The sequence below is a fragment of the Acidimicrobiales bacterium genome (assembly GCA_035531755.1).
In the GTDB taxonomy this organism is placed as follows: Bacteria; Actinomycetota; Acidimicrobiia; order Acidimicrobiales; family UBA8190; genus DATKSK01.
Genome location: DATKSK010000003.1, coordinates 119,063 through 139,551 on the forward strand (window position 1 = coordinate 119,063; position 20,489 = coordinate 139,551).

The window sequence follows — 20,489 nt, forward strand, 5'->3', positions numbered from 1 at the left end:
GCCTGGCGGTTCGCGGCGGCGTCGGCGCACGGCCCGGTGCTTCGGCGCTCCGGCGGCGCGACGGCCTAGCCCAACGCGAAGGACGCCAGCAGGACGGCCAGCACCGCCACGGTGATCACCACGAACGCCCCGTCCCGCTGCAGGGCGAAGCCGACGGCGCCGACCGCCACGCGGAACACCGGCGTGGCGATGAGCAGGAGGACGCCGAGCATCACGATCGACGGTCCGTTGCCGTGCCCCACGCCGCGCGCGACCGCCCCGACGGTGTGGGGGAAGCGCAGGGCGGCCGGGTGCAGGACCCCGCGGCGCATCTCCGCCAGCGAGCGGCGCGCCGCCTGGCGTGTCGACGCCGCCGTCACCGTGACCACGGACCCCGCGGCGATGACGAGGCAGCTGCCCACGACGCCCACCCGCAGCACCGCCGCCACCGCCGCCTCGATGCCGCCCATGGCGGTGGCGGCCGGATCGGTGGCGGCTCCCACCCCGGCGCCGGTCCCGTCGTTCGTCGTCATGCGACGCCCTTCACCACCATGTCGACGGCGACGACCAGCACCACCACGGCGAAGAGGAGTCGCAGGCGCCGCGGGTCCATGCCGGTCAGCACGCGCGAGCCGACCAACGCGCCCACCAGGACGCCCACGGCCACCGGGGCGGTGATGAGCGGGTCGATGTCGCCGCGCGCGAAGTAGACCCCGGCAGAGGCGGCGGCGGTGACGCCGATCATGAAGTTGCTCGTGGCGGTGGAGACCTTGATCGGCAGCCCCATGGCGAGGTCCATGGCCGGGACCTTGAGCACTCCCGATCCCACGCCGAGGAGCCCGCTCACCGCGCCCGCGACGTACATGAGCGCAAGCCCGGCCTTGGAGCGCGCCACGCGGTACGACACGACGCGTCCGCGTGACGCGTCCGGGTACGAGCCGTGGAGCCCGAGCCGATCGGCGAGCGCGTCGGGTGGGGGTGGCGGCCGGTCCTCCAGGCGCTTGCGCCGCGCCACGGCGACGCCCGACAACACGAGGACGATCGCGAAGACGATGTAGAGGACGCGCGGCACGAGCAGCGAGCCGACCAGTGCGCCCGTGACCGCGCCCGTCGTCGTGGCGAGCTCGAGGAACATGCCGACGCGCATGTTGGCCATGTGCTCGCGCACGTACGCCACCGCGGCGCCGCTCGACGTGGCGATCACCGCCACGATCGACGCGCCGATGGCCAGTCGGATGTTGACGCCGAACACCAACGTCAGCGCGGGCACGACGATGAACCCGCCACCGAGCCCGAGCAGCGCGCCGAGGCCCCCGGCGGCGACCCCCACGGCGAGCAGGACGAGCGACAGCTCGATCGGGGTCACCGCCCGAGATTACGCATCCGGGGCGGTACGCCCGGCGTGGCCGGCTCGTGGGCCCGGGGCGGCCCGGTCCGTGCGCCGCGGGGCGGCCGGCGACAGCGGTGGGCGACAGCGGTGGGCGATGGCGGGGGGACCGGGCGAGGGTGGCGCGCCGTGGGGTGGGTTGGCATTGACCTGTGGGGGAGTGGGGGCTAAAGTGGCGAGAAGTGGAGTAAGGGGGAGGAGCCCGCGAACAATGCGGGAGGAGCGTCGTGGGAGCTCGATTCGGTGGCACGGTTCTTCGGGACGTACGAGCATTCGCTCGACAGCAAGGGTCGGGTCATCCTGCCCTCGCGGTTCCGCGCACCTTTCGAGCACGGCGGCTTCCTCACCCAGTACCGGGACGGCTGTCTGGCGCTGTGGACCCCCGACGGGTTCGAGCAGCAGATGGAGGAGATGCAGCAACGTGCCGCCAGCGGGAAGAACGACAGGAACATGGCGCGCTTCTGGGCGTCGGCCACCCAGGACCTGGAGGTCGACCGTCAGGGACGGATGGTGCTCCCGGCGAGGATGCGCGAGTACGCCGGGCTCACCGGCGACGTGGTCATCGTGGGGGTCATCGACCGGGTGGAGCTGTGGGACCCGGCGCGCTGGGAGGAGAAGGTCGCCCCCGAGGAGCAGCGACTGACGGAGGGCGCCGACGACTGAGCCCCTGCGGGGGCGGCGCCCGACACGCCGGACCGGCCCCCGTGGCGCGTCACGGCGACACGGACGACGACGAGAGGAGCAGCACCAGGCACGGCCGGGCGGCCCGGTCGCAGGATCGTAGGCACATCAGGAGCATGCGCAGCCCCTCGGCTGGTTCGGTGGAAGACTCCTCCTCCGCCCGCTTCCAACCGAGTCGCAGGAGCAACCCTCCCGACGGCATTCCGCCAGTCGAGGGGCTGCGGATGCCCCAGGTGTTCACCCACGAGCCGGTGATGGTCGACGAGGTCGTCGCGTTGTTCGCGCCGACGCCTCCCGGCGTGGTGATCGACGCCACGGCGGGGGGTGGGGGCCACGCGGCGGCGCTGCTCGCCGCCCATCGGCACCTGCGGGTGCTGTGTCTCGACCAGGACCCCGAGGCCGTGGAGGCGACCGCCACCCGGCTCGAGGGATACCGGGACCGGGCCGTGGTCCGCCACGCCCGCTTCGACCGGCTGGAGGACGTGGCCGCCACCGTCGGGGTGGAGCCCGGGTCCCTGAGCGGCGCCCTCTTCGACCTCGGCGTCAGCTCGCCGCAACTCGACCGGGCGGCGCGGGGGTTCTCGTACCGCCAGGACGCCCCGCTCGACATGCGGATGGACCCGGGTGCCGGGCCCAGCGCCGCCGAGCTGGTGAACACCATGAGCGAGCAGGACCTGACCCGCCTGTTCGCGCAGCACGGCGAGGGGCGGTTCGCCCGGCGCATCGCCCGTGCCGTGGTGGCGGCGCGTCCGGTCACCACCACCGGGGTGCTGGCCGAGGTCGTGCGCTCGGCCATCCCCGCCGCCGCCCGCCGCCAGGGCGGCCATCCCGCCCGGCGCGTCTTCCAGGCGCTACGCGTCGCCGTCAACGACGAGCTGGCCGTGCTCTCCGAGGCACTGCCCGTCGCCGTCGGGATGCTCGCCCCCGGCGGCCGTTGCGTGGCCATCGCGTACCACTCGGGGGAGGACCGCATCGTCAAGGCGGCCTTGGCGCGCGCCGCCACCGGTGGCTGCGCCTGCCCGCCGGGGCTGCCGTGCTCGTGCGGGGCGGTGTCGCTCGGGCATCTCGTGTTCCGCGGGGCGCGCCGTCCCGGCGCGGACGAGGTGGCGCGCAACCGCCGGTCCGAGAGCGCGCGCCTCCGGGCCTTCGAGCGGGGTGAGCTCTGATGGCGCCGGCGGTCGCGCCCGAGCGCCTGCGGCGACTGCCCGTCCCCGACGGTGATCCCGGGGCACACCATGAGCCGCCCGTCGCCGAGGAGACCGAGCGCCGCGGGCCGAGCCGGACGCTGCCGCGCACGGCGGTCGCCTGTGCGGTGCTGGTCGTCACCAGCCTGCTGCTGGTCGCCGGCGCCAACGCCTACCTGACGCAGGGCGAGGTCCGGCTCACCCGGATGCAGCAGCAGCTGACCACCGACCTCGGCAACCATTCGGACCTCGAGTTGCGGGTGTCGACGATGGGAGGGCCGTCCACCGTCGTCTCCAAGGCCCAGCAGCACGGCCTCGACGCCCCGCAGAAGGTGACCGACATTCCCCAGGTCACCACGCCCGCATCGGCGGCCACCACCACGACGGCCGTCACGGCCGGACACACCAGCACCCGGTCGACCGGCACCCGGTGACCCGGGCTCCGAAGGGCCGAGGGGAGCGTCGTGCGCGCCCCGGTGCGGGGGCACCGGCCGGTGCCCGGTCGAAGGCTGCGGGCGCGGGCGCCAAGGGACCGACCGTGGCGCGCCCCGTGACCACACGACCGACTGCTGCGCGTGTGGTGGCCAAGCGCCCGGCGGCACCGCGCCCCGTGGCCAAACGCGCCACGAGCGCGCGCCCGGTCGCCAAGCAGCCGACCGCGGTGCGTGTCGTGGCGGAGCGATCGTCGCCGGCGCGCGCCGTCGGCACGGCGTCGACCCGTGGTGGCGCCGGGGGCACGACGGCGACGCGGGCCCCGGGGCGTCGCCCGGCCCCGCTCCGGCGGCCGCCGCCGCTGGCGCCCCGGACCCGGTCACGCCGGCGGGGTTACGAGCGCCGCGCCGCGCCGCCGCCGCGCCCGGCGCGCCACCTCACGGTGGGTCTCCCCCTGCGGCGGGTCGGTGTGATGCGCGTCGTCGTCCTCCTCGTGTTCGTCGCCCTCGCCCTGCGCCTGGTGGGCGTGCAGGTGTTCGCCAGCAACCGCTACGCCGCCATGGGGGCCGCCGAGGTCACGACCACCGTCCACGTGTCGGCCGTGCGCGGGGGGATCTACGACCGCAACGGCGCCGCCATGGCGCTGTCGGTGCCCCGGTCGACGATCGTGGCCGACCCCTTCCTCATCCCGCACCCGCAGGCGGTCGCCGTCGTGCTGAGCCCGGCGCTCGGTGTGCCGGTGGCGCAGTTGCGGGCCGAGCTCTCGGAACACAGCGGCTTCGTGTACCTGGCCCACAAGGTCGGCTCGGCCGTGGCCCAGAAGGTCCTGACCTTCGCCCTGCCCGGGATCAACGTGCTCCCCGACACCGAGCGCGTCGACCCCGACGGCTCGCTCGCCGCGCCGCTCCTGGGGCAGGTGGGCGCCGAGGGGTTGGGCCAGTCGGGGCTCGAGTACAAGTTCAACGCGCTCCTCGCCGGCCGGAGCGGCACGGCGACGCTCGAGATGTCCCCCGACGGCGTCCCGCTCCCCGGGCGCACGATCCGTGCCTCGGGGTCGTCCCCGGGCACCGGCTTGGAGCTCACGGTCGACCAGTCCCTGCAGTACGTGACCGAGCAGTCGCTCGGGGCCGAGGTGCTGGCGTCGCACGCCAAGAGCGGGATCGCCATCGTCATGGACAGCAGGACCGGCGCGATCCTCTCGATGGCGGACGTGGTCTCCAAGACGGTGCCCGCCCCCACCCCTCCCGCCGCGCCGGCGGCCGCCACCACCACGACGACCACGACGACCGTTCCCGGCACCCCGCCCACGCCGACCACGACCACCACCACGGCACCACCACCGCCGCCCATCACGAAGGTCGTGCAGGCGCCGCAGAACCTGGCCCTGACCCAGGTCTACGAGCCCGGCTCGGTCTTCAAGCTGGTGACGTTCTCGGCCGCCCTCCAGGACGGGATCATCACGCCCGACGAGGTGTTCACGGTGCCGAACACCCTCACCATCGACGGTTGGGTGTTCCACGACGCCGAGAACCATCCCACCGAGCAGCTCACCGCCACGCAGATCCTCGCCCAGTCGTCGAACATCGGGACGATCGAGATCGCGCAGCAGCTGGGGGAGGGGAGGCTGGCGGCGCAGATCGCCGCGCTCGGGTTCGGCCGCCTGTCGGGGCTCGGTTTCCCGGCGGAGTCCCCGGGGCTCGTGAAGAGCGACCCCGCGTCGTGGCGCGTGTCGGACATCGGCGCCACGCCCATCGGCCAGGACGACGCCGTCACCGCCCAACAGGTCCTCGACATGGTGAACACGGTCGCCACCGGGGGAGTGTTCGTCCCGCCGCGTCTTGTCCGGGCGACGGTCGCCCAGGACGGCACGGTGACCAGGACGAAGGCCGGCGCCACCCACCGCGCCCTGTCGCGCGGCGTGACCGCACAGCTCACGACCATGATGGAGCAGGTGGTGCAGGACGGCACGGCCGTGACCGCCGGCGTGCCGGGGTACACGGTGGCGGGGAAGACCGGGACCGCGCAGATCCCCGACCCGGTGCACGGCGGGTACCTGCCGGGCGCCTACATGGCCACCTTCGCCGGGTTCGCCCCCGCCGAGCACCCGGCACTGTCCGCCGTCGTGGTCCTCGAGCAGCCCACGCCGATCTTCGGCGGCATCGTGGCCGCGCCGGTGTTCTCGCAGATCATGCGGTACGCGCTGCACCGCTACGGGATCCCGACCTCGCCCGGAGGCGGGTCGACCGGCGGAGCACCGCAGGCTGTGCCGTTTCCCCAGGTACCGGCGTCCCCCACCCTCACGGGCACCCCCAATGCGGCGACTACGATCGTCGCTTCCACCGGGACGACCACGGAAGGGCCGTGACCGCTCCGGCGGGCCCCCCACCGTGCGTATGGACAGGCTGCTCCAGGAGGTCGACGTCATCGAGGCGCACGGGGACCCCGCCACCACCGAGGTCACCGCCATCGAATTCGACAGCCGCCACGTCGGGCCCGGGGCGCTGTTCTGCTGCCTGCCGGGCCGAGCCGCGGACGGCCACGACCACGCCGCCGCCGCCGTGGCCCGCGGCGCCACCGCGCTCCTGGTGGAGCGCCGACTCGACCTCGACGTGACCCAGGCGGTGGTGGCCCCCGGCGCCGCCCGGCCGGCCATGGCCCGGATGGCGTGCGCCTTCTTCGGCTACCCGGCGCGCTCGCTGCGCACGGTCGGCGTCACGGGGACCAACGGCAAGACGACGGTGACCCACCTGCTGGCGTCGGTGTTCGAGACGCACCGGTGGCCCACCGCCGTGATCGGGACCCTCGACGGCGCCCGGACCACCCCGGAGGCCCCCGTGCTGCAGCGGTTGCTCGCCGAGGCGCGCCACGCCTCCCGGCGCGCCGTGGCCATGGAGGTGTCGTCGCACGCGCTGTCCCAGGCGCGCGTCGACGGCATCGTCTTCGACGCGGCCGTCTTCACGAACCTCTCGCACGACCACCTCGACTACCACGGCACCGTCGAGGAGTACTTCGAGGCGAAGGCGTCGCTGTTCACGCCGTCGCGGGCAGCCCTCGCCGTGGTGAACGAGGACGACCCGTGGGGTGCGCGCCTCGTCGAACGGTCGGAGATCCCGACCGTCGGCTACCGGATGGCGGAGGTGGGCGACCTGCAGAGCACGGCCCGAGGCACGTCGTTCACCTGGCGGGGCCGGCGCGTGGCGCTGGCCCTGGCGGGATCCCTGCACGTGCCGAACGCGCTGGCGGCCGCCACGACGGCTGCCGCCCTGGGCGTCCCGGAGGGCACCATCGCGGCGGGGCTCGAGGCCGCCGCGCCCGTCGCCGGGCGGTTCGAGGTGCTCGACACGGCCGCGCCGTTCACGGTCGTGGTCGACTACGCCCACACCCCCGACGGCTTGCGCGCCGCGCTCGACAGTGCCCGCCGGATCGCCGGCGGGCACCGGGTGGTGTGCGTCTTCGGGTGCGGGGGCGACCGCGACCAGGAGAAGCGGCCCCGCATGGGCGCCGTCGCCGCCGACGGCGCCGACGTGGCCGTCCTCACGTCCGACAACCCGCGCAGCGAGGACCCCGACGCCATCATCGCCGACGTCCTGCGCGGGGTACGCGACCCCTCCGACGTCCTCGTGCGGCCCGACCGCGGCGCCGCCATCGAGCTCGCCGTCGAGCTGGCCGGTCCCGGCGACGTCGTGGTCGTGGCCGGCAAGGGCCACGAGCGCGAGATCGAGGCGGGTGGCCGGCGGATGGCGTTCGACGACCGGGAGGAGGCCGCCGCCGCCGCCGCCCGTCGATTCGGGGACCCGGCGCCGGCGGCGGGGGAGCGCCCGTGATCAGCCTCATGGCCTCCGGTGGCATCGCTTTGTGGGTGGCCGCGCTGGGCACGCCGGTGTTCATCCGGTGGTTGGCCCGCCGGCGCATCGGGCAGCAGATCCGCGAGGACGGGCCCTTCATGCACCTGGCCAAAGCGGGGACCCCCACCATGGGCGGCGTGGCGCTCATCGGCGCCGCCGTGGTCGGGTACGTGATGGGCCACGCCGGCACCCACGTCGCCTTCAGCCGGCCGGGGATCCTCGTGGTGGCGGTGACGGTGTGCGCGGCCGGGGTGGGGTTCCTCGACGACTGGATCAAGGTCCGGCACCGCCGCAGCCTCGGGCTCAACAAGCGGGCCAAGCTGAGCGCCCAGGTCCTGATCGGCGTGGCCTTCGCGCTGCTGGCGGAGCACTGGGCCGGGGTGAACACCCACCTGTCGTTCACGCGCTGGGACTCGTTCGGCGTCGACGTGGGCCAGGTGGGCTGGGTCCTGTGGGCCGTGTTCGTCGTGGTGGGCACGGCCAACGCCGTGAACCTCACCGACGGCCTCGACGGCTTGGCCTCGGGTTCGGCCACCTTCTGCTTCGCGTGCCTGGCGGTGATCGGGTACTGGCAGTTCCGCCACTACGCGCTCTACCACGTGCCGTCCGCGCTCGACCTGGCCCTGTCGTCGATCGCACTGGCGGGCGCCTGCCTCGGCTTCCTGTGGTGGAACGCCGCCCCGGCGAGGATCTTCATGGGCGACACCGGGTCGCTCGCCATCGGCTCGGGCCTGGCCGCGCTGTGCCTGCAGATGAACCTCCAGCTGCTCCTGCCCGTGATCGGCGGGCTGTTCGTCATCGTGACGCTCTCGGTCGTCATCCAGGTGGTGAGCTTCCGGGTGTTCGGCCGGCGGGTGTTCCGCATGGCGCCGCTGCACCACCACTTCGAGCTGATCGGGTGGCCCGAGACCACCGTCATCGTGCGCTTCTGGATCCTCGCCGGTCTCTTCGCCGCGTTCGGCCTGGGGATCTTCTACGCGGACTTCCTCTCGGTCACCGGACTGCGCTGAGGGCAGGGCGGTGGGCCACGGTCGCATCCTCGTCTACGGCCTCGGTGTGAGCGGCCTCGCCACCACGACCCGGCTGCTCGCCGAGGGCGCCGAGGTGGTGGCGGTCGACGACGACCGCGGCGAGGGCCCGCGCCGCGCCGCGGCCGCGCTGGGCGTCGAGCTCGTGGCCGCGCCCGACCGCGCCGCGCTGGCGGCGCTGGCGCGCACCGTGGACGAGATCGTCGTGAGCCCCGGCATGCCGCCGCGCCACCCGGTGTTCGCCCTCGGCACCGCGACCCCGCTGATCGGCGAGGTGGAGCTGGCCTGGCGTCGGGCCCGGTGCCCGGTCGTGGCGGTCACGGGCACCAACGGCAAGACGACGGTCACCACCCTGGCCTGCGCCATGCTGGCGGCGTCGGGCCGCGCCGCGGTGGCGGCGGGGAACATCGGTGTGCCGCTGCTCGACGCCGTCGCCGGCGACGCCGAGGTGATCGTGGCCGAGGTGTCCTCGTTCCAACTGGCGCTGACGTCGTCGTTCCGCCCGGCGGTGGGGGCGTGGCTGAACTTCTCCGACGACCACCTCGACTGGCATGCCACGGTGGGCGACTACCGCACCGCCAAGGCCCGGCTGTGGGCCAACAGCGGCCCCGGCGACGTGGCCGTGGTGAACGCCGAGGACCCCGTGGTGGTGGCCGAGTCGGCGCTCCCGCGCGCCCGGGGCGCCACGGTGACGACCTTCGGCCTGCGTACCGGGGACTTCACCCGCCGCGCCGGCGAGCTCGTGGGACCCGGGGGCCCCATCGTCGAGGTCGGGGAGCTGGCCCGGTCCATGCCCCACGACCAGGTCGACGCCCTGTGCGCCGCCGCGGCCGCCCTGGCGGCGGGGGCGAGCCCCGACGGGTGCCGCCGGGCGCTGCTGGCGTTCCGTGGGCTCCCCCATCGCGTCGAGCTGGTGGGCGAGGCTAACGGGGTGCGGTTCTACGACGACTCCAAGGCGACCACGCCCGGCGCCGTGCTGGCGGCCCTGGAGGGGTTCGAGTCGGCCGTGCTGATCGCCGGCGGGCGCAACAAGGGCCTCGACCTCTCGGTGCTGGCGTCGGCGTCCTCCCGCCTGCGGGGGGTGGTGGCCATCGGCGACGCCGCCGAGGAGGTCGCCTCCGCCTTCGCCGGGCGGGCCACCGTGGCGCGCGCCGCCTCCATGGACGTCGCCGTCGACACCGCCGTCGCCATGGCCCGGCCGGGTGACGCCGTCGTCCTGTCCCCGGCGTGCGCGTCGTTCGACTGGTACGGGTCGTACGCCGAACGTGGCGACGACTTCGCCCGGTGCGTGCGCGCCCTGGGCACCGGGCCGGCCGGCACCGGGCCGGGCCGGGCGGGGCGGAGGGCGCCGTGAACACCGGCGTCCCGTCGCCGCGCCCGCGCCCCGAGGGGCACCCGTCCCCGCGCCTGCGGCTGGTGGACGGGGGCGGGCCCCCGTCGGCGGTTCCCGCGGCGGCCGGCGCGCCCGCCGACCGGGTGCCGACGCGTGTGGCCATCCTGGCGCTCGTGGCGGCGCTGTGCGCCGTCGGGCTGGTGATGGTGCTGTCGGCGTCGGCCTACACCTCGCTCAAGTTCTACGGGTCGGTGTGGACGATCTTCGAGCGCCAGGTGATGTGGATGGCGCTGGGCGCGGTGGCCTTCGTGGTCGCGGCCCGCATCCCCTACGGGCGGTGGCGACGGTTCCGCGTCGTGCTGCCGCTCGCCACCCTCGCCCTCCTGGTGGCGGTGCTCGTGCCGGGGATCGGCAAGGTGGCGGGAGGCTCGAGCCGGTGGATCGGCCTGGGCATGCTGCGCATCCAGCCGTCAGAGCTCATGAAGCTCGCCCTGGCGGTGTACGCCGCCGACCTCCTCGCCCGGCGCGCCGACCGGCTCGAGCGCCCCGGCGCGGCGGTGGTGCCGGTGCTGGGCCTGTTGGCCGTGTCGGGCCTGCTGGTGCTCAAACAGCCCGACATGGGCACCGCGCTGGTGTTGGCGTTCATCACGTTCGCGCTGCTGTACGCCGGAGGCGTGCCGCTGCGCCCCGTGCTCAAGGCACTCGGCGCCACCGCCGCCATCGGCCTGGTGGTGGGCCTCGCCGAGCCCTACCGGCGCGCCCGGCTGCTGTCGTTCCTCGACCCCTTCGCCCACGCCAAGGGGTCGGGGTACCAGGTGGTGCAGTCGCTCGTGGGCCTCGGCTCTGGCCACCTCTACGGCCTCGGCCTCGGGGGCGGGCGCGAGAAGTGGGGACTGCTCCCGAACGCCCACACGGACTTCATCTTCTCGGTCATCGGCGAGGAGGGGGGACTCCTCGGGGCCGTGATCGTCCTGGCGATGTTCGGCGCCCTGGCGTGGTACGGCCTGCGGGCCGCGAGCCGGGCCCCCGACCGCTTCGGCGGCCTCCTGGCGGTGGCCGCCACCTGCTGGATCACGAGCCAGGCGGTCATCAACATCGGGGCGGTCATCGGCGTGCTCCCCGTGACGGGGATCCCCCTGCCCTTCATCTCCTTCGGCGGGTCCTCGCTCGTCATCACCCTCGTGGCGGCAGGCATCCTCGTGAACGTGGCCTCGCACGAGCGGCCCCGGCCCCGGGCGGGCCCGACCCCGGTCGTCGCCGGCGGGGTCACGCCGCGCCGGCGCCGGCGGGCGTGACGGCCCGGCGCGTCGCGCTGGTGGCCGGCGGGGGCACCGGGGGCCATCTCGTCCCCGCCCTGGCCGTGGCGCGCGCCCTGGCCGAGGGGTACGGGCCGGGATCGGTCGAGCTGGTGGGGGCGCGCCGGGGGCTCGACGCCGAGATCCTGGCGGGGGAGGGGATGCCCGTCACGCTCTTGCCCGGGCGCGGGATCGCCCGGCGTCTCGACGCCCGCTCCACCCTCGCCAACGTCGGGGCGGTGGCCGGGCTGGTCGCCGCGTCCGCCGCCGCCCTGGTGATCGTGGCGCGCCGCCGGCCGGCGGTGGTCGTGGCGATGGGGGGGTACGCCTGCGTCCCCACGGCGCTGGCCGCCGCCGTCCTCGGGGTGCCGGTGGTGCTCGTGAACACCGACGCCGTGCCCGGCGCCGCCAACCGGCTGGTGGGGCGCTTCGCCCGGGCCGCGGCGGTGGCCTTCGAGGGGACACCGCTGCGCCGGGCGGTGGTGACGGGCGCACCCGTCCGCCCCGCCCTCGTCGCCGCCACCCGGCCCGACGCCGAGGCCCGGCGATCGGCCCGCCACGCGCTGGGGCTGCCCGCCGACCGCGTCGTGGTGGCCGCCGTGGGCGGATCGCTCGGCGCCCGGCACCTGAACGAGGCCGTCGTGGGCCTGGCCACCCTGTGGCGGGCGCGACGCGACGTGGCGCTGTACCACGTGGTCGGCCGGCGCGACGCGTCGTGGGCGGCCGCCGCCGCGCCGGGGCTGCCCGCCGACGGCCTCGTCTACGTCCAGGTCCCCTACGAGGAGCGGATGGCGCTCTTCTACCAGGCCGCCGACGTCGTGGTTTCCCGGTCGGGGGCCAACACGGTGGCCGAGCTGGCCGTGGTCGGGGTGCCCGCGCTGCTGGTGCCGCTGCCCGGGGCGCCCGGCGACCACCAGCGCGCCAACGCCGGGGTCCTCGAGCGCGCCGGCGGGGCCGTGGTCGTCGCCGACGCCGAGTGCACCCCGGCGCGACTCGCCGCCGAGATCGACGCCCTGGTGTCGGGCCCCGGCCGCCTGGAGGCGATGCGCGCCGCGGCGGCGTCGGTGGGCCGCCCCGACGCCGTGTCGGCCGTGGCCGCGCTGGCGCGGGCGCACGCCCGCAGGCCGCACCGGGGAGCCCGGGCCGCCCATGCCGGCTGACCCCCCTGCCGGCGGCGACCGTCGTTCCGCGCCGCTCGACCTGTCGAGGCCCCGGCGCGTGCACGTGGTGGGGGTCGGGGGCGCGGGCATGAGCGCCATCGCCTCGGTGCTGGCGGCCATGGGAAACGACGTCACCGGGAGCGACCTGAAGGGCTCGGCCGCGGTGGAGCGCCTCGTGGCGAGCGGGGTGCCCGTGGCGGTGGGCCACGACCCCGCCCACGTGGGCGACGCCGAGGTGGTGGCCGTGTCCACGGCCATCCCGGCGACCAACCCCGAGGTGGTGGAGGCCCGGCGCCGCGGCCTGCCCGTGCTCACGCGCGCCGAGGTGCTGGCCTCGATCGCCAGCCGCCGGCGGTGCGTGGCGGTGTCCGGGACCCACGGCAAGACGACCACCACGTCGATGCTGGCGCTCGTGCTGGTCGAGGCGGGCCTGCGCCCGAGCTTCCTGATCGGCGGGGACGTCAACGAGATCGGCACGAACGCGGTGTGGGACACGGGGGAGTGGCTGGTACTCGAGGCCGACGAGAGCGACGGGACGTTCCTCCACCTCGACCCCGAGGTGGCCGTCGTCACCAACGTCGAGGCCGACCACCTCGACCACTACGGCGACTTCGACCACGTGGTGGAGGCCTTCGACCGCTTCCTGACGGCGCGGCCGGGGGGCTGCGTGGTCGGCGCCGACGACCCGGTGGCGGCCCGGCTGGGCGCGCGCCACGGCGCCGACCTCGTGGGCAGCGGCGCCGGCGCCACCGTGCGCATCGAGGCCCCGGCCGCCGGCCGCGACGGCGCGTCGTTCGACCTCCGGGCCCACGGCGAGCTGCTCGGCCGGGTGGCGCTTCCCGTCACGGGCGCGAACATCGCCCGCAACGCCGCCGTGGCGGTGGCCACCGCCCTGCGCGTGGGCGCGCCGTTCGACGCCGCGCAGCGGGCGCTGGCGCGCTTCGCCGGGGTCGCCCGGCGCTTCGAGGCGCGTGGCGAGACGCGCGGGATCCGGTTCGTCGACGACTACGCGCACCTTCCTACCGAGGTGTCCGCCGTCATCGAGGCGGCCCGGGGGACGGCACCGCAGCGGCTCGTCGTCGTGTTCCAGCCGCATCGCTACAGCCGGATCGCCTCCCTGGGCGAGGACTTCGGAGACGCCTTCACCGGCGCCGACGTCGTGGTGATCACCGACATCTTCGCGGCCGGCGAGGCCCCGCTGCCCGGTGTCACCGGCCGGGTGGTCGCCGACGCCGTGCACCGGGCGCACCCGGACCTCGACGTCGCCTACGTCGCCGGGCGCGCCGAGCTGCTCGCCCACGTCACCGCCACGCTCGAGCCCGGCGACCTGTGCCTCACCCTCGGCGCCGGCGACCTGACCACGCTCCCCGACGAGCTCCAGGCGGCCGCGCCGTGGTGAGCGCCGGGCACGACGCCGCCGGGGACGCGCCGGTGCCCGACTCGGCGACGCCGGACGCGCCGGTGCCCGACTCGCCGGTGCCCGACTCGGCGGCGCTCGAGGCGATGGCGGGTGCGCTCGACGGCCTCGCCGTGCGCGACGCGCCGCTCGGTGCCCGCACGACCTACCGAGTGGGCGGCCCCGCGGCACTGCTCGTCGAGGCGCGTGACGAGGCCGACCTCGCCGCGGTGCACGGGGCCCTCCTGGCCGCCGGGGCGCCGGTCCCCGTGCTGGTGCTGGGCCAGGGCTCGAACCTGTTGATCGCCGACGCCGGGTTCCCGGGGCTCGTCGTCGTGCTCGGGGCGGGGTTCGAGCACGTCGAGGTGGGCGAGTCGTCGGTGCGCGCCGGTGGTGCGGCCAAGCTGCCCGTGGTGGCCCGGCTCACGGCCCGGGCGGGCCTGCGCGGGCTCGAGTGGGCGGTGGGTGTCCCGGGCTCGGTGGGCGGCGCGCTGCGCATGAACGCCGGCGGCCACGGGTCCGACACCGCCGCCGTGCTGGCGGCCTGCCGCCTCTTCGACCTGGCGACGGGCGTCGCCGCCGTCAGGGGGCCCGAGCGGCTGGCGCTGGGCTACCGGGCATCGGCGCTGGGCCCGGCCGACGTCGTGGTGTGGGCCGAATTCTCGCTGACCCCGGGGGACCGCGCCCGAGCGGAGGGCACCGTGGCGGAGATCGTGCGCTGGCGCCGGGAGCACCAGCCCGGAGGGTCCAACGCGGGGTCGGTGTTCGTGAACCCCGAGGGCGACTCCGCCGGCCGGCTCGTGGAGGCCGCCGGGCTGAAGGGGCTGCGCCTGGGTACGGCGGCCGTGTCGACCAAGCACGCCAATTTCATCCAGGCCGACACCGGCGGGCGGGCCGACGACGTGTGGCGCCTGGTCCGGCACGTGCGGGCCACGGTGCTCGAGCGCACCGGCGTGGCGCTCGTGCCCGAGGTGCGGCTGGTGGGGTTCCCCGGGACCGTGTCGACGGTGCGGGCCGTGCCCCGGGGGCAGCCGGGAGACGAACCCTCGACCTCAGGTGGAGGTGGACGGTCGTGACGGATTCGTCGGGGTGGGGCCGCCCGCCCCCGGCCGGGCCCCCGGCGCGAGCACCGGGCGGGCCGCCCGCCGGGCCGTGTCCCGGTGTCCCAGCGGACCTGGCGCCGGACCTGGGCGTCGGGCCCGTCGCGGGCACGGTGGCCGGCTCGCCTGGGGACGCCCCGGCAGGCACCGGGCCGCCGAGCAAGCAGAGCAATGCGGGGCCCGCTCCGGGGCCCGCGCCGGGGCCGGGGCCGGGGCCGGGGCCGGGGCAGGTCGTGCACCCGCGGCTGTGGCAGCGACGGGTGGCGGTGTTGCGGGACCAGGGGCGGCGGCGGCTGCGCTGGGTGGTCGGCGGTGTGGCCCTGCTGGTGGCGCTGTGCGTGGTCCTGCTGGTGTTGCACACGCCCCTCCTGGCGGTGCGCCACACGTCGGTGGGCGGCGCCGTCCACAGCGGCGACGGGGCCGTGCTCCGGGCGGCCGGCCTCCTCGGCCACCCGCCGCTGGTCGATGTCGACCCCGGTGCCGCCGCGCGCGGCGTCGAACGGCTCCCGTGGGTGAAGCACGCCGTGGTGCTGCGGCAGTGGCCCGACGCCGTGCGGATCACCGTGACCGAGCGCGTCGCGCTGGGGTCGGTGGCGCGAGGCGGCGGGGGTTGGGCGGAGGTCGACGCGAGCGGGCACGTCCTCGCCTGGGACGCCACCGTCCCCGCGGGCCTCGTCCTCGTGGTCCCCGTGTCCCCGGGCCGTCCCGGAACCGTCCTGGCGCCCGCGGCGCGCCCGGCGCTGGTCGTGGGTGCCGCCCTCCCGGCCACGCTCGACGGCCGTGTCCACCAGGTGGCCGTGGGCGCCGGCGGCTCCGTGACACTCGATCTGGGCGGGGGCGTGACCGCCCTGTTGGGCGGGACCGACGGGCTCCGGGCCAAGCTGACGGCGCTCGCCAGCGTGCTGGCCGGGGCCGCGCCGCGGGGCCCGGCGGTCATCGACGTGACCGTCCCCGACCAGCCCACGGTGGGCCCACCCCGTCCGTAGCCGCCCGCACGGGGGCTGGGCCCGGGGTCCCGGTGACCAGGGCTTCGGCCTGCTGAGCGGTGTTCGCCCTGCTTGACCCGGTTCACGGTGCCGCCGTATCGTGAGGGAGCCTCGGCAGGCCCCGGTACGCATCCAAATGAAGCTGTGGTCGAGGGTGAGGTCACGTGGTGCTCGGTGCCTGTTGCAGCCCGACACCTGGCGGGGTTCCACAGTGAGGCCCGAAGTCCGGGTCGTGGCGAGGAGGGTCGATGACCAGCGCAGCGCAGAGCAGCTACTTCGCTGTCATCAAAGTGGTGGGCGTGGGCGGTGGTGGCGTCAACGCCGTGAACCGCATGATCGAGGCCGGCCTGAAGGGCGTGGAGTTCATCGCCATGAACACCGACTCGCAGGCGCTGCTCATGAGCGACGCCGACCTGAAGCTCGACATCGGGCGCCAGCTGACCCGCGGGCTCGGCGCCGGGAGCGACCCCGAGATCGGGCGCCAGGCGGCCGACGAGCACCGGGGTGAGATCGAAGAGGCCCTCAAGGGCGCCGACATGGTGTTCATCACCGCCGGCAAAGGCGGCGGCACCGGCACCGGGGCCGCGCCCGTGGTGGCCGAGATCGCACGGTCCGTCGGAGCGCTCACCATCGGCGTGGTCACCCGCCCCTTCTCCTTCGAGGGGCGCCGGCGCTCGGTGCAGGCCGAGTCGGGCATCCAGAACCTGAAGGACAAGGTCGACGCCATCATCATCATCCCCAACGACCGCCTCCTCACGGTGTCGACCGAGAAGACGTCGATGGTGAGCGCGTTCAAGATGGCCGACGAGGTGCTGCTGCAGGGCGTGCAGGGGATCACCGACCTCATCACCATCCCGGGGCAGATCAACACCGACTTCGCCGACGTGCGCATGGTGCTCGCCAACGCCGGGACCGCCATCATGGGCATCGGCCACGCGTCGGGCGAGGGCCGGGCCGTGAACGCGGCCCGCGCGGCGATCACGAGCCCGCTGCTCGAGGCGTCGATCGAGGGGGCCCGCGGCATCCTCGTGAACATCGCGGGCGGGCCCGACCTCGGCCTGTTCGAGGTGAACGAGGCCATGGAGATCATCCACGGCGTGGCCCACCCCGACGCCAACATCATCTTCGGCAACGTCATCGACGAGTCGACGGACGACGAGGTGCGCGTGACGGTGATCGCGGCGGGCTTCGAGCGCTGGGAGGAGGGCCGTGTGGGCGAGCCCCGTCCCGAGGAGCGCAGCCAGGTCCTCGGGCTCGACGCCGTCCACGAGGACATCTTCGCCACGCCCGAGGACGACCTCGACCTCGGTGACGACGAGTTCGACGTCCCCTCGTTCCTCCGCTAGCGCCACCGCCCGGCCGCTGGCGGGCACCCCCGTCGTGGCGACCTGGACGGGGCGCGCCGAGGGGGACATGCGGGACCTGGGTGACCGGCCGGCGCCGCCGCCGGTCCCCCCGGGCCTGGCGGTGCGCCGCCTGCGCCAGGTGCACGGCGCCACGGTGGTCGTCGCCCACGACCGTGGTGCGGGGGACGACGACCCCTGGCGACCGGGTCGGCCCGTACCCGAGGGCGACGCCCTCGTGGCCGTGGGCGACGGCGTGGCCCTGGCGGTGCTCACCGCCGACTGCGCGCCGGTGGCGCTGGGCTCGCCCGAAGGTGTCTTCGGCGCCGTCCACGTGGGGTGGCGCGGCCTGGTCGCCGGCGTCGTGGCCCGTGCCGTGCAGGCCATGGGCGCGCTCGGCGCCACCTCGGTCGTGGCCGGCGTGGGCCCGTGCATCGGCGCCTGTTGTTATGAGTTCGGCCCCCATGACCTCGACGCCGTGAGCGCGGCCTGCGGCACCGACGTCCGCGCCCGGACGACGGCGGGACGCCCCTCGCTCGACCTGGCGGCCGCCGTGCGCGCCCGGCTCGAGGACGCCGGTGCGCCGCTGGTGGTCGCCGCGGGGACCTGCACCGTGTGCACCCCCGGGTACTTCTCGCACCGCGGGGGGCGCGACGAGGCGCGCCAGGCCGTCGTGGTGTGGCGCGAGCGGTTGTAGGCCCCGTGCCCGGATCGGCGGGCCCGAACGCCTCGGGGCCCGGTGCCGCAGGGCCCGTGCTCGCCCCCGTCCCGCCCCTGGACGTGGTGGTGGTGCGCGTCGAGGCCCTGCGCCGCCGGATCGCGGACGCCGGGCGCGATCCGGCCGGCGTCCGCATCGTGGCGGTGACGAAGACCTTCGAGGTCGCCGCGGTGGACCGGGCCGTCGCCGCCGGCCTGCACGACATCGGGGAGAACTACGCCGCCGAGCTCGTGGCGAAGGCGTCGGAGGTCCGGGGCCGCCCCGGGGAGCCGCCCGAGGTGCGCTGGCACTACCTGGGCGCGGTGCAGCGCCGGCGCGTGCGCCTGCTGGCGCCGGTGGTGTCGTGCTGGCAGACGGTGTGCCGGGTGTCCGAGGGCGAGGAGATCGCGGTGCGCGCGCCGGGCGCCACGGTGCTCGTCGAGGTGGACACCACCGGCATCCCCGGGCGCAACGGCGTACCGCCGGCCGCCGTCGCACCGTTGGTGGCGTCGCTGCGGAGCATGGGGCTCGACGTCCGGGGCCTCATGGTCGTGGGGCCGCCGGGCGAGCCCGAGGACAGCCGGCCGGCGTTCCGCACCACCGCCCGCCTGGCCGGCGAGCTGGGCCTGTCCGAGGTGTCGATGGGGATGACCGACGACCTCGAGGTGGCCGTGGCGGAGGGGAGCACGATGGTGCGCGTGGGGCGCGCGTTGTTCGGGGACCGGGCGCCCCGGCGGGGGTGAGGAGCGTGTGGCGGCGGCCTCGGGCGGTCCCCCTGGCCCTGGGCAGAGGCACTACGCTGTCCCGGGGAGGCTCGTGATGGCGTCAGGATTCTTCAAGAGGACCATGGTCTATCTGGGCCTGGTCGACGACGAGTACGACGAGTACGACGAGTACGAGCCGCGCGCCGCGGTCGGGCAGCGGCTCGGCCAGCGCACCGCGTACGCCGCCGAGGAGGAGGAGATGCCGACGGCGGCCGTCGCCACCAGCACGATCCGCCCCCTGCCGCGTGAGGACTCCCCGACGGTGACGCCCACCGTCACGCCGCGCAGCGTCGTGCGGCCCGTGGTGGCAGAGCCCAATGCCCGAGTCCACGTGGTGGCGCCCATGCAATTCGGTGACGCCCGGCAGATCGCCGACCGGCTGATGGCCAACCAGCCCGTGATCGTCAACCTGCAGGTCGCCGACCGGGAGCTCATGCGGCGCATGATCGACTTCTGCAGCGGAGTGGCCTACGCCCTCAGCGGGAAGATGGAGCGGGTGGCCGACAAGGTGTTCCTGGTGACCCCGTCGAACGTCAAGGTGTCGGCGGAGGAGCGCCAGCGTCTGCAGGAGAACGGCCTCCTCCGGCCCTGACGGCCGCGACGCTGCGCCCGCTCCCGACGCCGTAACCTCTGACCCGTGGTCCGCTCGGTCGTTCTCGTCGCCCTCGAGGTCTACCTCTGGGGGGTGCTGTTCCCGCGGGCCATCCTGAGCTGGTTCCCGGTGTCACCCGGTTCGCCCCTCGCCACGGTCAACCACGTCCTGTACCGCCTGAGCGAGCCCGTCCTCGCCCCCGTGCGGCGCCTGCTCCCCCCGGTCCGTGCAGGGGGCATGGGCATCGACCTGTCGTTCATCGTCGTGTTCCTCGGGATCCAGCTCATCGTGATCCCGATCGCGTACCGGGTGCTGTAGGAGCGCCCGGCGCCAGGCGCCGGGGCCGGCCGGGCAGCGCCCCGGACGGGCCGGTCGACATCCCCAGCGAGGCCTCGTGCCCGTGGCTAGGATCGGCCCCATGGAAAGTGGAAAGCCGAGCGGTCAGACCTCGAGCCTCGACAGCCTGCGCACGGTCGAATTCCGCCAGACCCTTCGCGGCTACCACATCGACGATGTGGACGAGTACCTCGAGCGTGTCGCCGTCGACGCCGAGGCGCTGCAGGAGCAGATGCGTCAGGCCGGCGAGCGACTGAAGCAGGCGGCCGAGCGCATCGCCCAGCTCGAGGGCATGCTCTTGGAGGCCCAGCAGCAGCCCGCGGCGGCCGGTCCGGTCGTGACCGACGACACGTTGCAGCGCACGTTGCTGCTCGCGCAGAAGTTCGTCGACCAGACCCAGTCCGAGGCCGAGACCCAGGCCCGCGTGCTCGTCGCCGAGGCCGAGGACCGCGCCCGCAAGCTCCTCGGCGAGGCCGAGCTGCGCGCCAAGGCGGTCACCGAGGACACCGAGCGGCACCTGCGCGAGGAGATCGCCCGGCTCGAGTCACTGCGCTCGCAGCTCGCCGGCGACGTCGAGACCATCGCGCGCCACATGGAGAACGAGCGCACCCGCCTGCGCGGCGCACTGAGCGACATGCTGTCCTGGGTCGACGAGCACGTGCAGCCGGCGGCGTCGCTCCTGGCGCAGCGGCCCGCCCCGCGCCCCGCGCCCCGTGCCGACGACACGCCCCCCGTGGCGCGCACCGACGAGGTGACGGCGCCGCGCGAGGACGTCATCCCGAGATCGGCCGCACCGGACACCGGCGACGGCGCCCCCGGCCCGGAGCCGACGGGGATGGCGCTCGAGGGCAGGGCCGGCCCGGCATCGGTCCCCGTGCAGGGCAACGCCGCCACCGGTGGCGCCCGCCCGGTCGGGCCCGAAGCGGCGGCGCCCACCGCCGATGGCCAGGG

General features: G+C 75.4%; 20 protein-coding genes. 18 read left to right on the forward strand and 2 right to left on the reverse strand.

Annotation, left to right across the window (positions count from 1 at the left end):
• Nucleotides 1-65: 65 nt before the first annotated feature.
• Both VMV22_00970 and VMV22_00975 read right to left on the reverse strand, forming a co-directional pair.
• Nucleotides 66-512 (reverse strand): DUF1634 domain-containing protein, encoded by a 447-nt coding sequence (locus VMV22_00970; GenBank protein ID HUY20889.1) that lies wholly within the window; start codon nucleotides 510-512, stop codon nucleotides 66-68.
• Complete coding sequence (locus VMV22_00975) at nucleotides 509-1,345, reverse strand: sulfite exporter TauE/SafE family protein (protein ID HUY20890.1); 837 nt, start codon at nucleotides 1,343-1,345, stop codon at nucleotides 509-511. The genes VMV22_00970 and VMV22_00975 overlap by 4 nt, the downstream gene beginning before the upstream one ends.
• A gap of 264 nt (nucleotides 1,346-1,609) precedes the next feature.
• Between VMV22_00975 and mraZ the strand changes: the two genes are divergently transcribed.
• The 18 genes from mraZ to VMV22_01065 all read left to right on the forward strand — a co-directional run.
• On the forward strand, nucleotides 1,610-2,029 hold the full coding sequence (gene mraZ / locus VMV22_00980) for a division/cell wall cluster transcriptional repressor MraZ (GenBank protein HUY20891.1): 420 nt from the start codon (nucleotides 1,610-1,612) through the stop codon (nucleotides 2,027-2,029).
• A gap of 242 nt (nucleotides 2,030-2,271) precedes the next feature.
• A complete protein-coding gene (gene rsmH / locus VMV22_00985; GenBank protein HUY20892.1) occupies nucleotides 2,272-3,213 on the forward strand; it encodes a 16S rRNA (cytosine(1402)-N(4))-methyltransferase RsmH in 942 nt (313 codons plus the stop codon).
• Nucleotides 3,213-3,665, forward strand: a complete 453-nt coding sequence (locus VMV22_00990; protein ID HUY20893.1) for a hypothetical protein — start codon at nucleotides 3,213-3,215, stop codon at nucleotides 3,663-3,665. Before rsmH ends, VMV22_00990 begins: the two co-directional genes overlap by 1 nt.
• A gap of 116 nt (nucleotides 3,666-3,781) precedes the next feature.
• Complete coding sequence (locus tag VMV22_00995; GenBank protein HUY20894.1) at nucleotides 3,782-6,028, forward strand: penicillin-binding protein 2; 2,247 nt, start codon at nucleotides 3,782-3,784, stop codon at nucleotides 6,026-6,028.
• Between the two features lie 28 nt (nucleotides 6,029-6,056).
• Nucleotides 6,057-7,487, forward strand: a complete 1,431-nt coding sequence (locus VMV22_01000) for a UDP-N-acetylmuramoyl-L-alanyl-D-glutamate--2,6-diaminopimelate ligase (protein HUY20895.1) — start codon at nucleotides 6,057-6,059, stop codon at nucleotides 7,485-7,487.
• A complete protein-coding gene (gene mraY, locus VMV22_01005) occupies nucleotides 7,484-8,518 on the forward strand; it encodes a phospho-N-acetylmuramoyl-pentapeptide-transferase (GenBank protein ID HUY20896.1) in 1,035 nt (344 codons plus the stop codon). The genes VMV22_01000 and mraY overlap by 4 nt, the downstream gene beginning before the upstream one ends.
• A gap of 10 nt (nucleotides 8,519-8,528) precedes the next feature.
• A complete protein-coding gene (murD, locus tag VMV22_01010; protein ID HUY20897.1) occupies nucleotides 8,529-9,890 on the forward strand; it encodes a UDP-N-acetylmuramoyl-L-alanine--D-glutamate ligase in 1,362 nt (453 codons plus the stop codon).
• A complete protein-coding gene (gene ftsW / locus VMV22_01015) occupies nucleotides 9,887-11,164 on the forward strand; it encodes a putative lipid II flippase FtsW (GenBank protein HUY20898.1) in 1,278 nt (425 codons plus the stop codon). Before murD ends, ftsW begins: the two co-directional genes overlap by 4 nt.
• Nucleotides 11,161-12,324 carry a UDP-N-acetylglucosamine--N-acetylmuramyl-(pentapeptide) pyrophosphoryl-undecaprenol N-acetylglucosamine transferase gene (locus VMV22_01020; GenBank protein ID HUY20899.1) on the forward strand — a complete coding sequence of 388 codons (1,164 nt, stop codon included), beginning with the start codon at nucleotides 11,161-11,163 and terminating at the stop codon, nucleotides 12,322-12,324. The genes ftsW and VMV22_01020 overlap by 4 nt, the downstream gene beginning before the upstream one ends.
• Nucleotides 12,314-13,723: a UDP-N-acetylmuramate--L-alanine ligase gene (gene murC / locus VMV22_01025; protein ID HUY20900.1), complete on the forward strand. Its 1,410-nt coding sequence runs from the start codon at nucleotides 12,314-12,316 to the stop codon at nucleotides 13,721-13,723. Before VMV22_01020 ends, murC begins: the two co-directional genes overlap by 11 nt.
• A complete protein-coding gene (gene murB / locus VMV22_01030; protein ID HUY20901.1) occupies nucleotides 13,717-14,796 on the forward strand; it encodes a UDP-N-acetylmuramate dehydrogenase in 1,080 nt (359 codons plus the stop codon). Before murC ends, murB begins: the two co-directional genes overlap by 7 nt.
• A 284-nt stretch (nucleotides 14,797-15,080) precedes the next feature.
• Nucleotides 15,081-15,806 (forward strand): FtsQ-type POTRA domain-containing protein, encoded by a 726-nt coding sequence (locus VMV22_01035; GenBank protein ID HUY20902.1) that lies wholly within the window; start codon nucleotides 15,081-15,083, stop codon nucleotides 15,804-15,806.
• Nucleotides 15,807-16,054: 248 nt separating this feature from the next.
• On the forward strand, nucleotides 16,055-17,152 hold the full coding sequence (ftsZ, locus tag VMV22_01040; GenBank protein HUY20903.1) for a cell division protein FtsZ: 1,098 nt from the start codon (nucleotides 16,055-16,057) through the stop codon (nucleotides 17,150-17,152).
• 34 nt (nucleotides 17,153-17,186) lie between these two features.
• Complete coding sequence (locus tag VMV22_01045; GenBank protein ID HUY20904.1) at nucleotides 17,187-17,846, forward strand: polyphenol oxidase family protein; 660 nt, start codon at nucleotides 17,187-17,189, stop codon at nucleotides 17,844-17,846.
• 56 nt (nucleotides 17,847-17,902) lie between these two features.
• A complete protein-coding gene (locus tag VMV22_01050; protein HUY20905.1) occupies nucleotides 17,903-18,589 on the forward strand; it encodes an alanine racemase in 687 nt (228 codons plus the stop codon).
• Between the two features lie 76 nt (nucleotides 18,590-18,665).
• Nucleotides 18,666-19,202, forward strand: a complete 537-nt coding sequence (locus VMV22_01055) for a cell division protein SepF (GenBank protein HUY20906.1) — start codon at nucleotides 18,666-18,668, stop codon at nucleotides 19,200-19,202.
• A gap of 45 nt (nucleotides 19,203-19,247) precedes the next feature.
• Nucleotides 19,248-19,520 carry a YggT family protein gene (locus tag VMV22_01060; protein ID HUY20907.1) on the forward strand — a complete coding sequence of 91 codons (273 nt, stop codon included), beginning with the start codon at nucleotides 19,248-19,250 and terminating at the stop codon, nucleotides 19,518-19,520.
• A gap of 100 nt (nucleotides 19,521-19,620) precedes the next feature.
• Nucleotides 19,621-20,489: DivIVA domain-containing protein (locus VMV22_01065; protein ID HUY20908.1), on the forward strand; the 869-nt coding region annotated here is incomplete at its 3' end.

Bases quoted from the DNA above. Each gene is read 5' to 3' on its own strand.
- VMV22_00970 (HUY20889.1), bottom strand. From the start codon at position 512: ATGACGACGAACGACGGGACCGGCGCCGGGGTGGGAGCCGCCACCGAT.
- rsmH (HUY20892.1), top strand. From the start codon at position 2,272: ATGCCCCAGGTGTTCACCCACGAGCCGGTGATGGTCGACGAGGTCGTC.
- VMV22_00990 (HUY20893.1), top strand. From the start codon at position 3,213: ATGGCGCCGGCGGTCGCGCCCGAGCGCCTGCGGCGACTGCCCGTCCCC.
- VMV22_01000 (HUY20895.1), top strand. From the start codon at position 6,057: ATGGACAGGCTGCTCCAGGAGGTCGACGTCATCGAGGCGCACGGGGAC.
- murC (HUY20900.1), top strand. From the start codon at position 12,314: ATGCCGGCTGACCCCCCTGCCGGCGGCGACCGTCGTTCCGCGCCGCTC.
- ftsZ (HUY20903.1), top strand. From the start codon at position 16,055: ATGACCAGCGCAGCGCAGAGCAGCTACTTCGCTGTCATCAAAGTGGTG.
- VMV22_01055 (HUY20906.1), top strand. From the start codon at position 18,666: ATGGCGTCAGGATTCTTCAAGAGGACCATGGTCTATCTGGGCCTGGTC.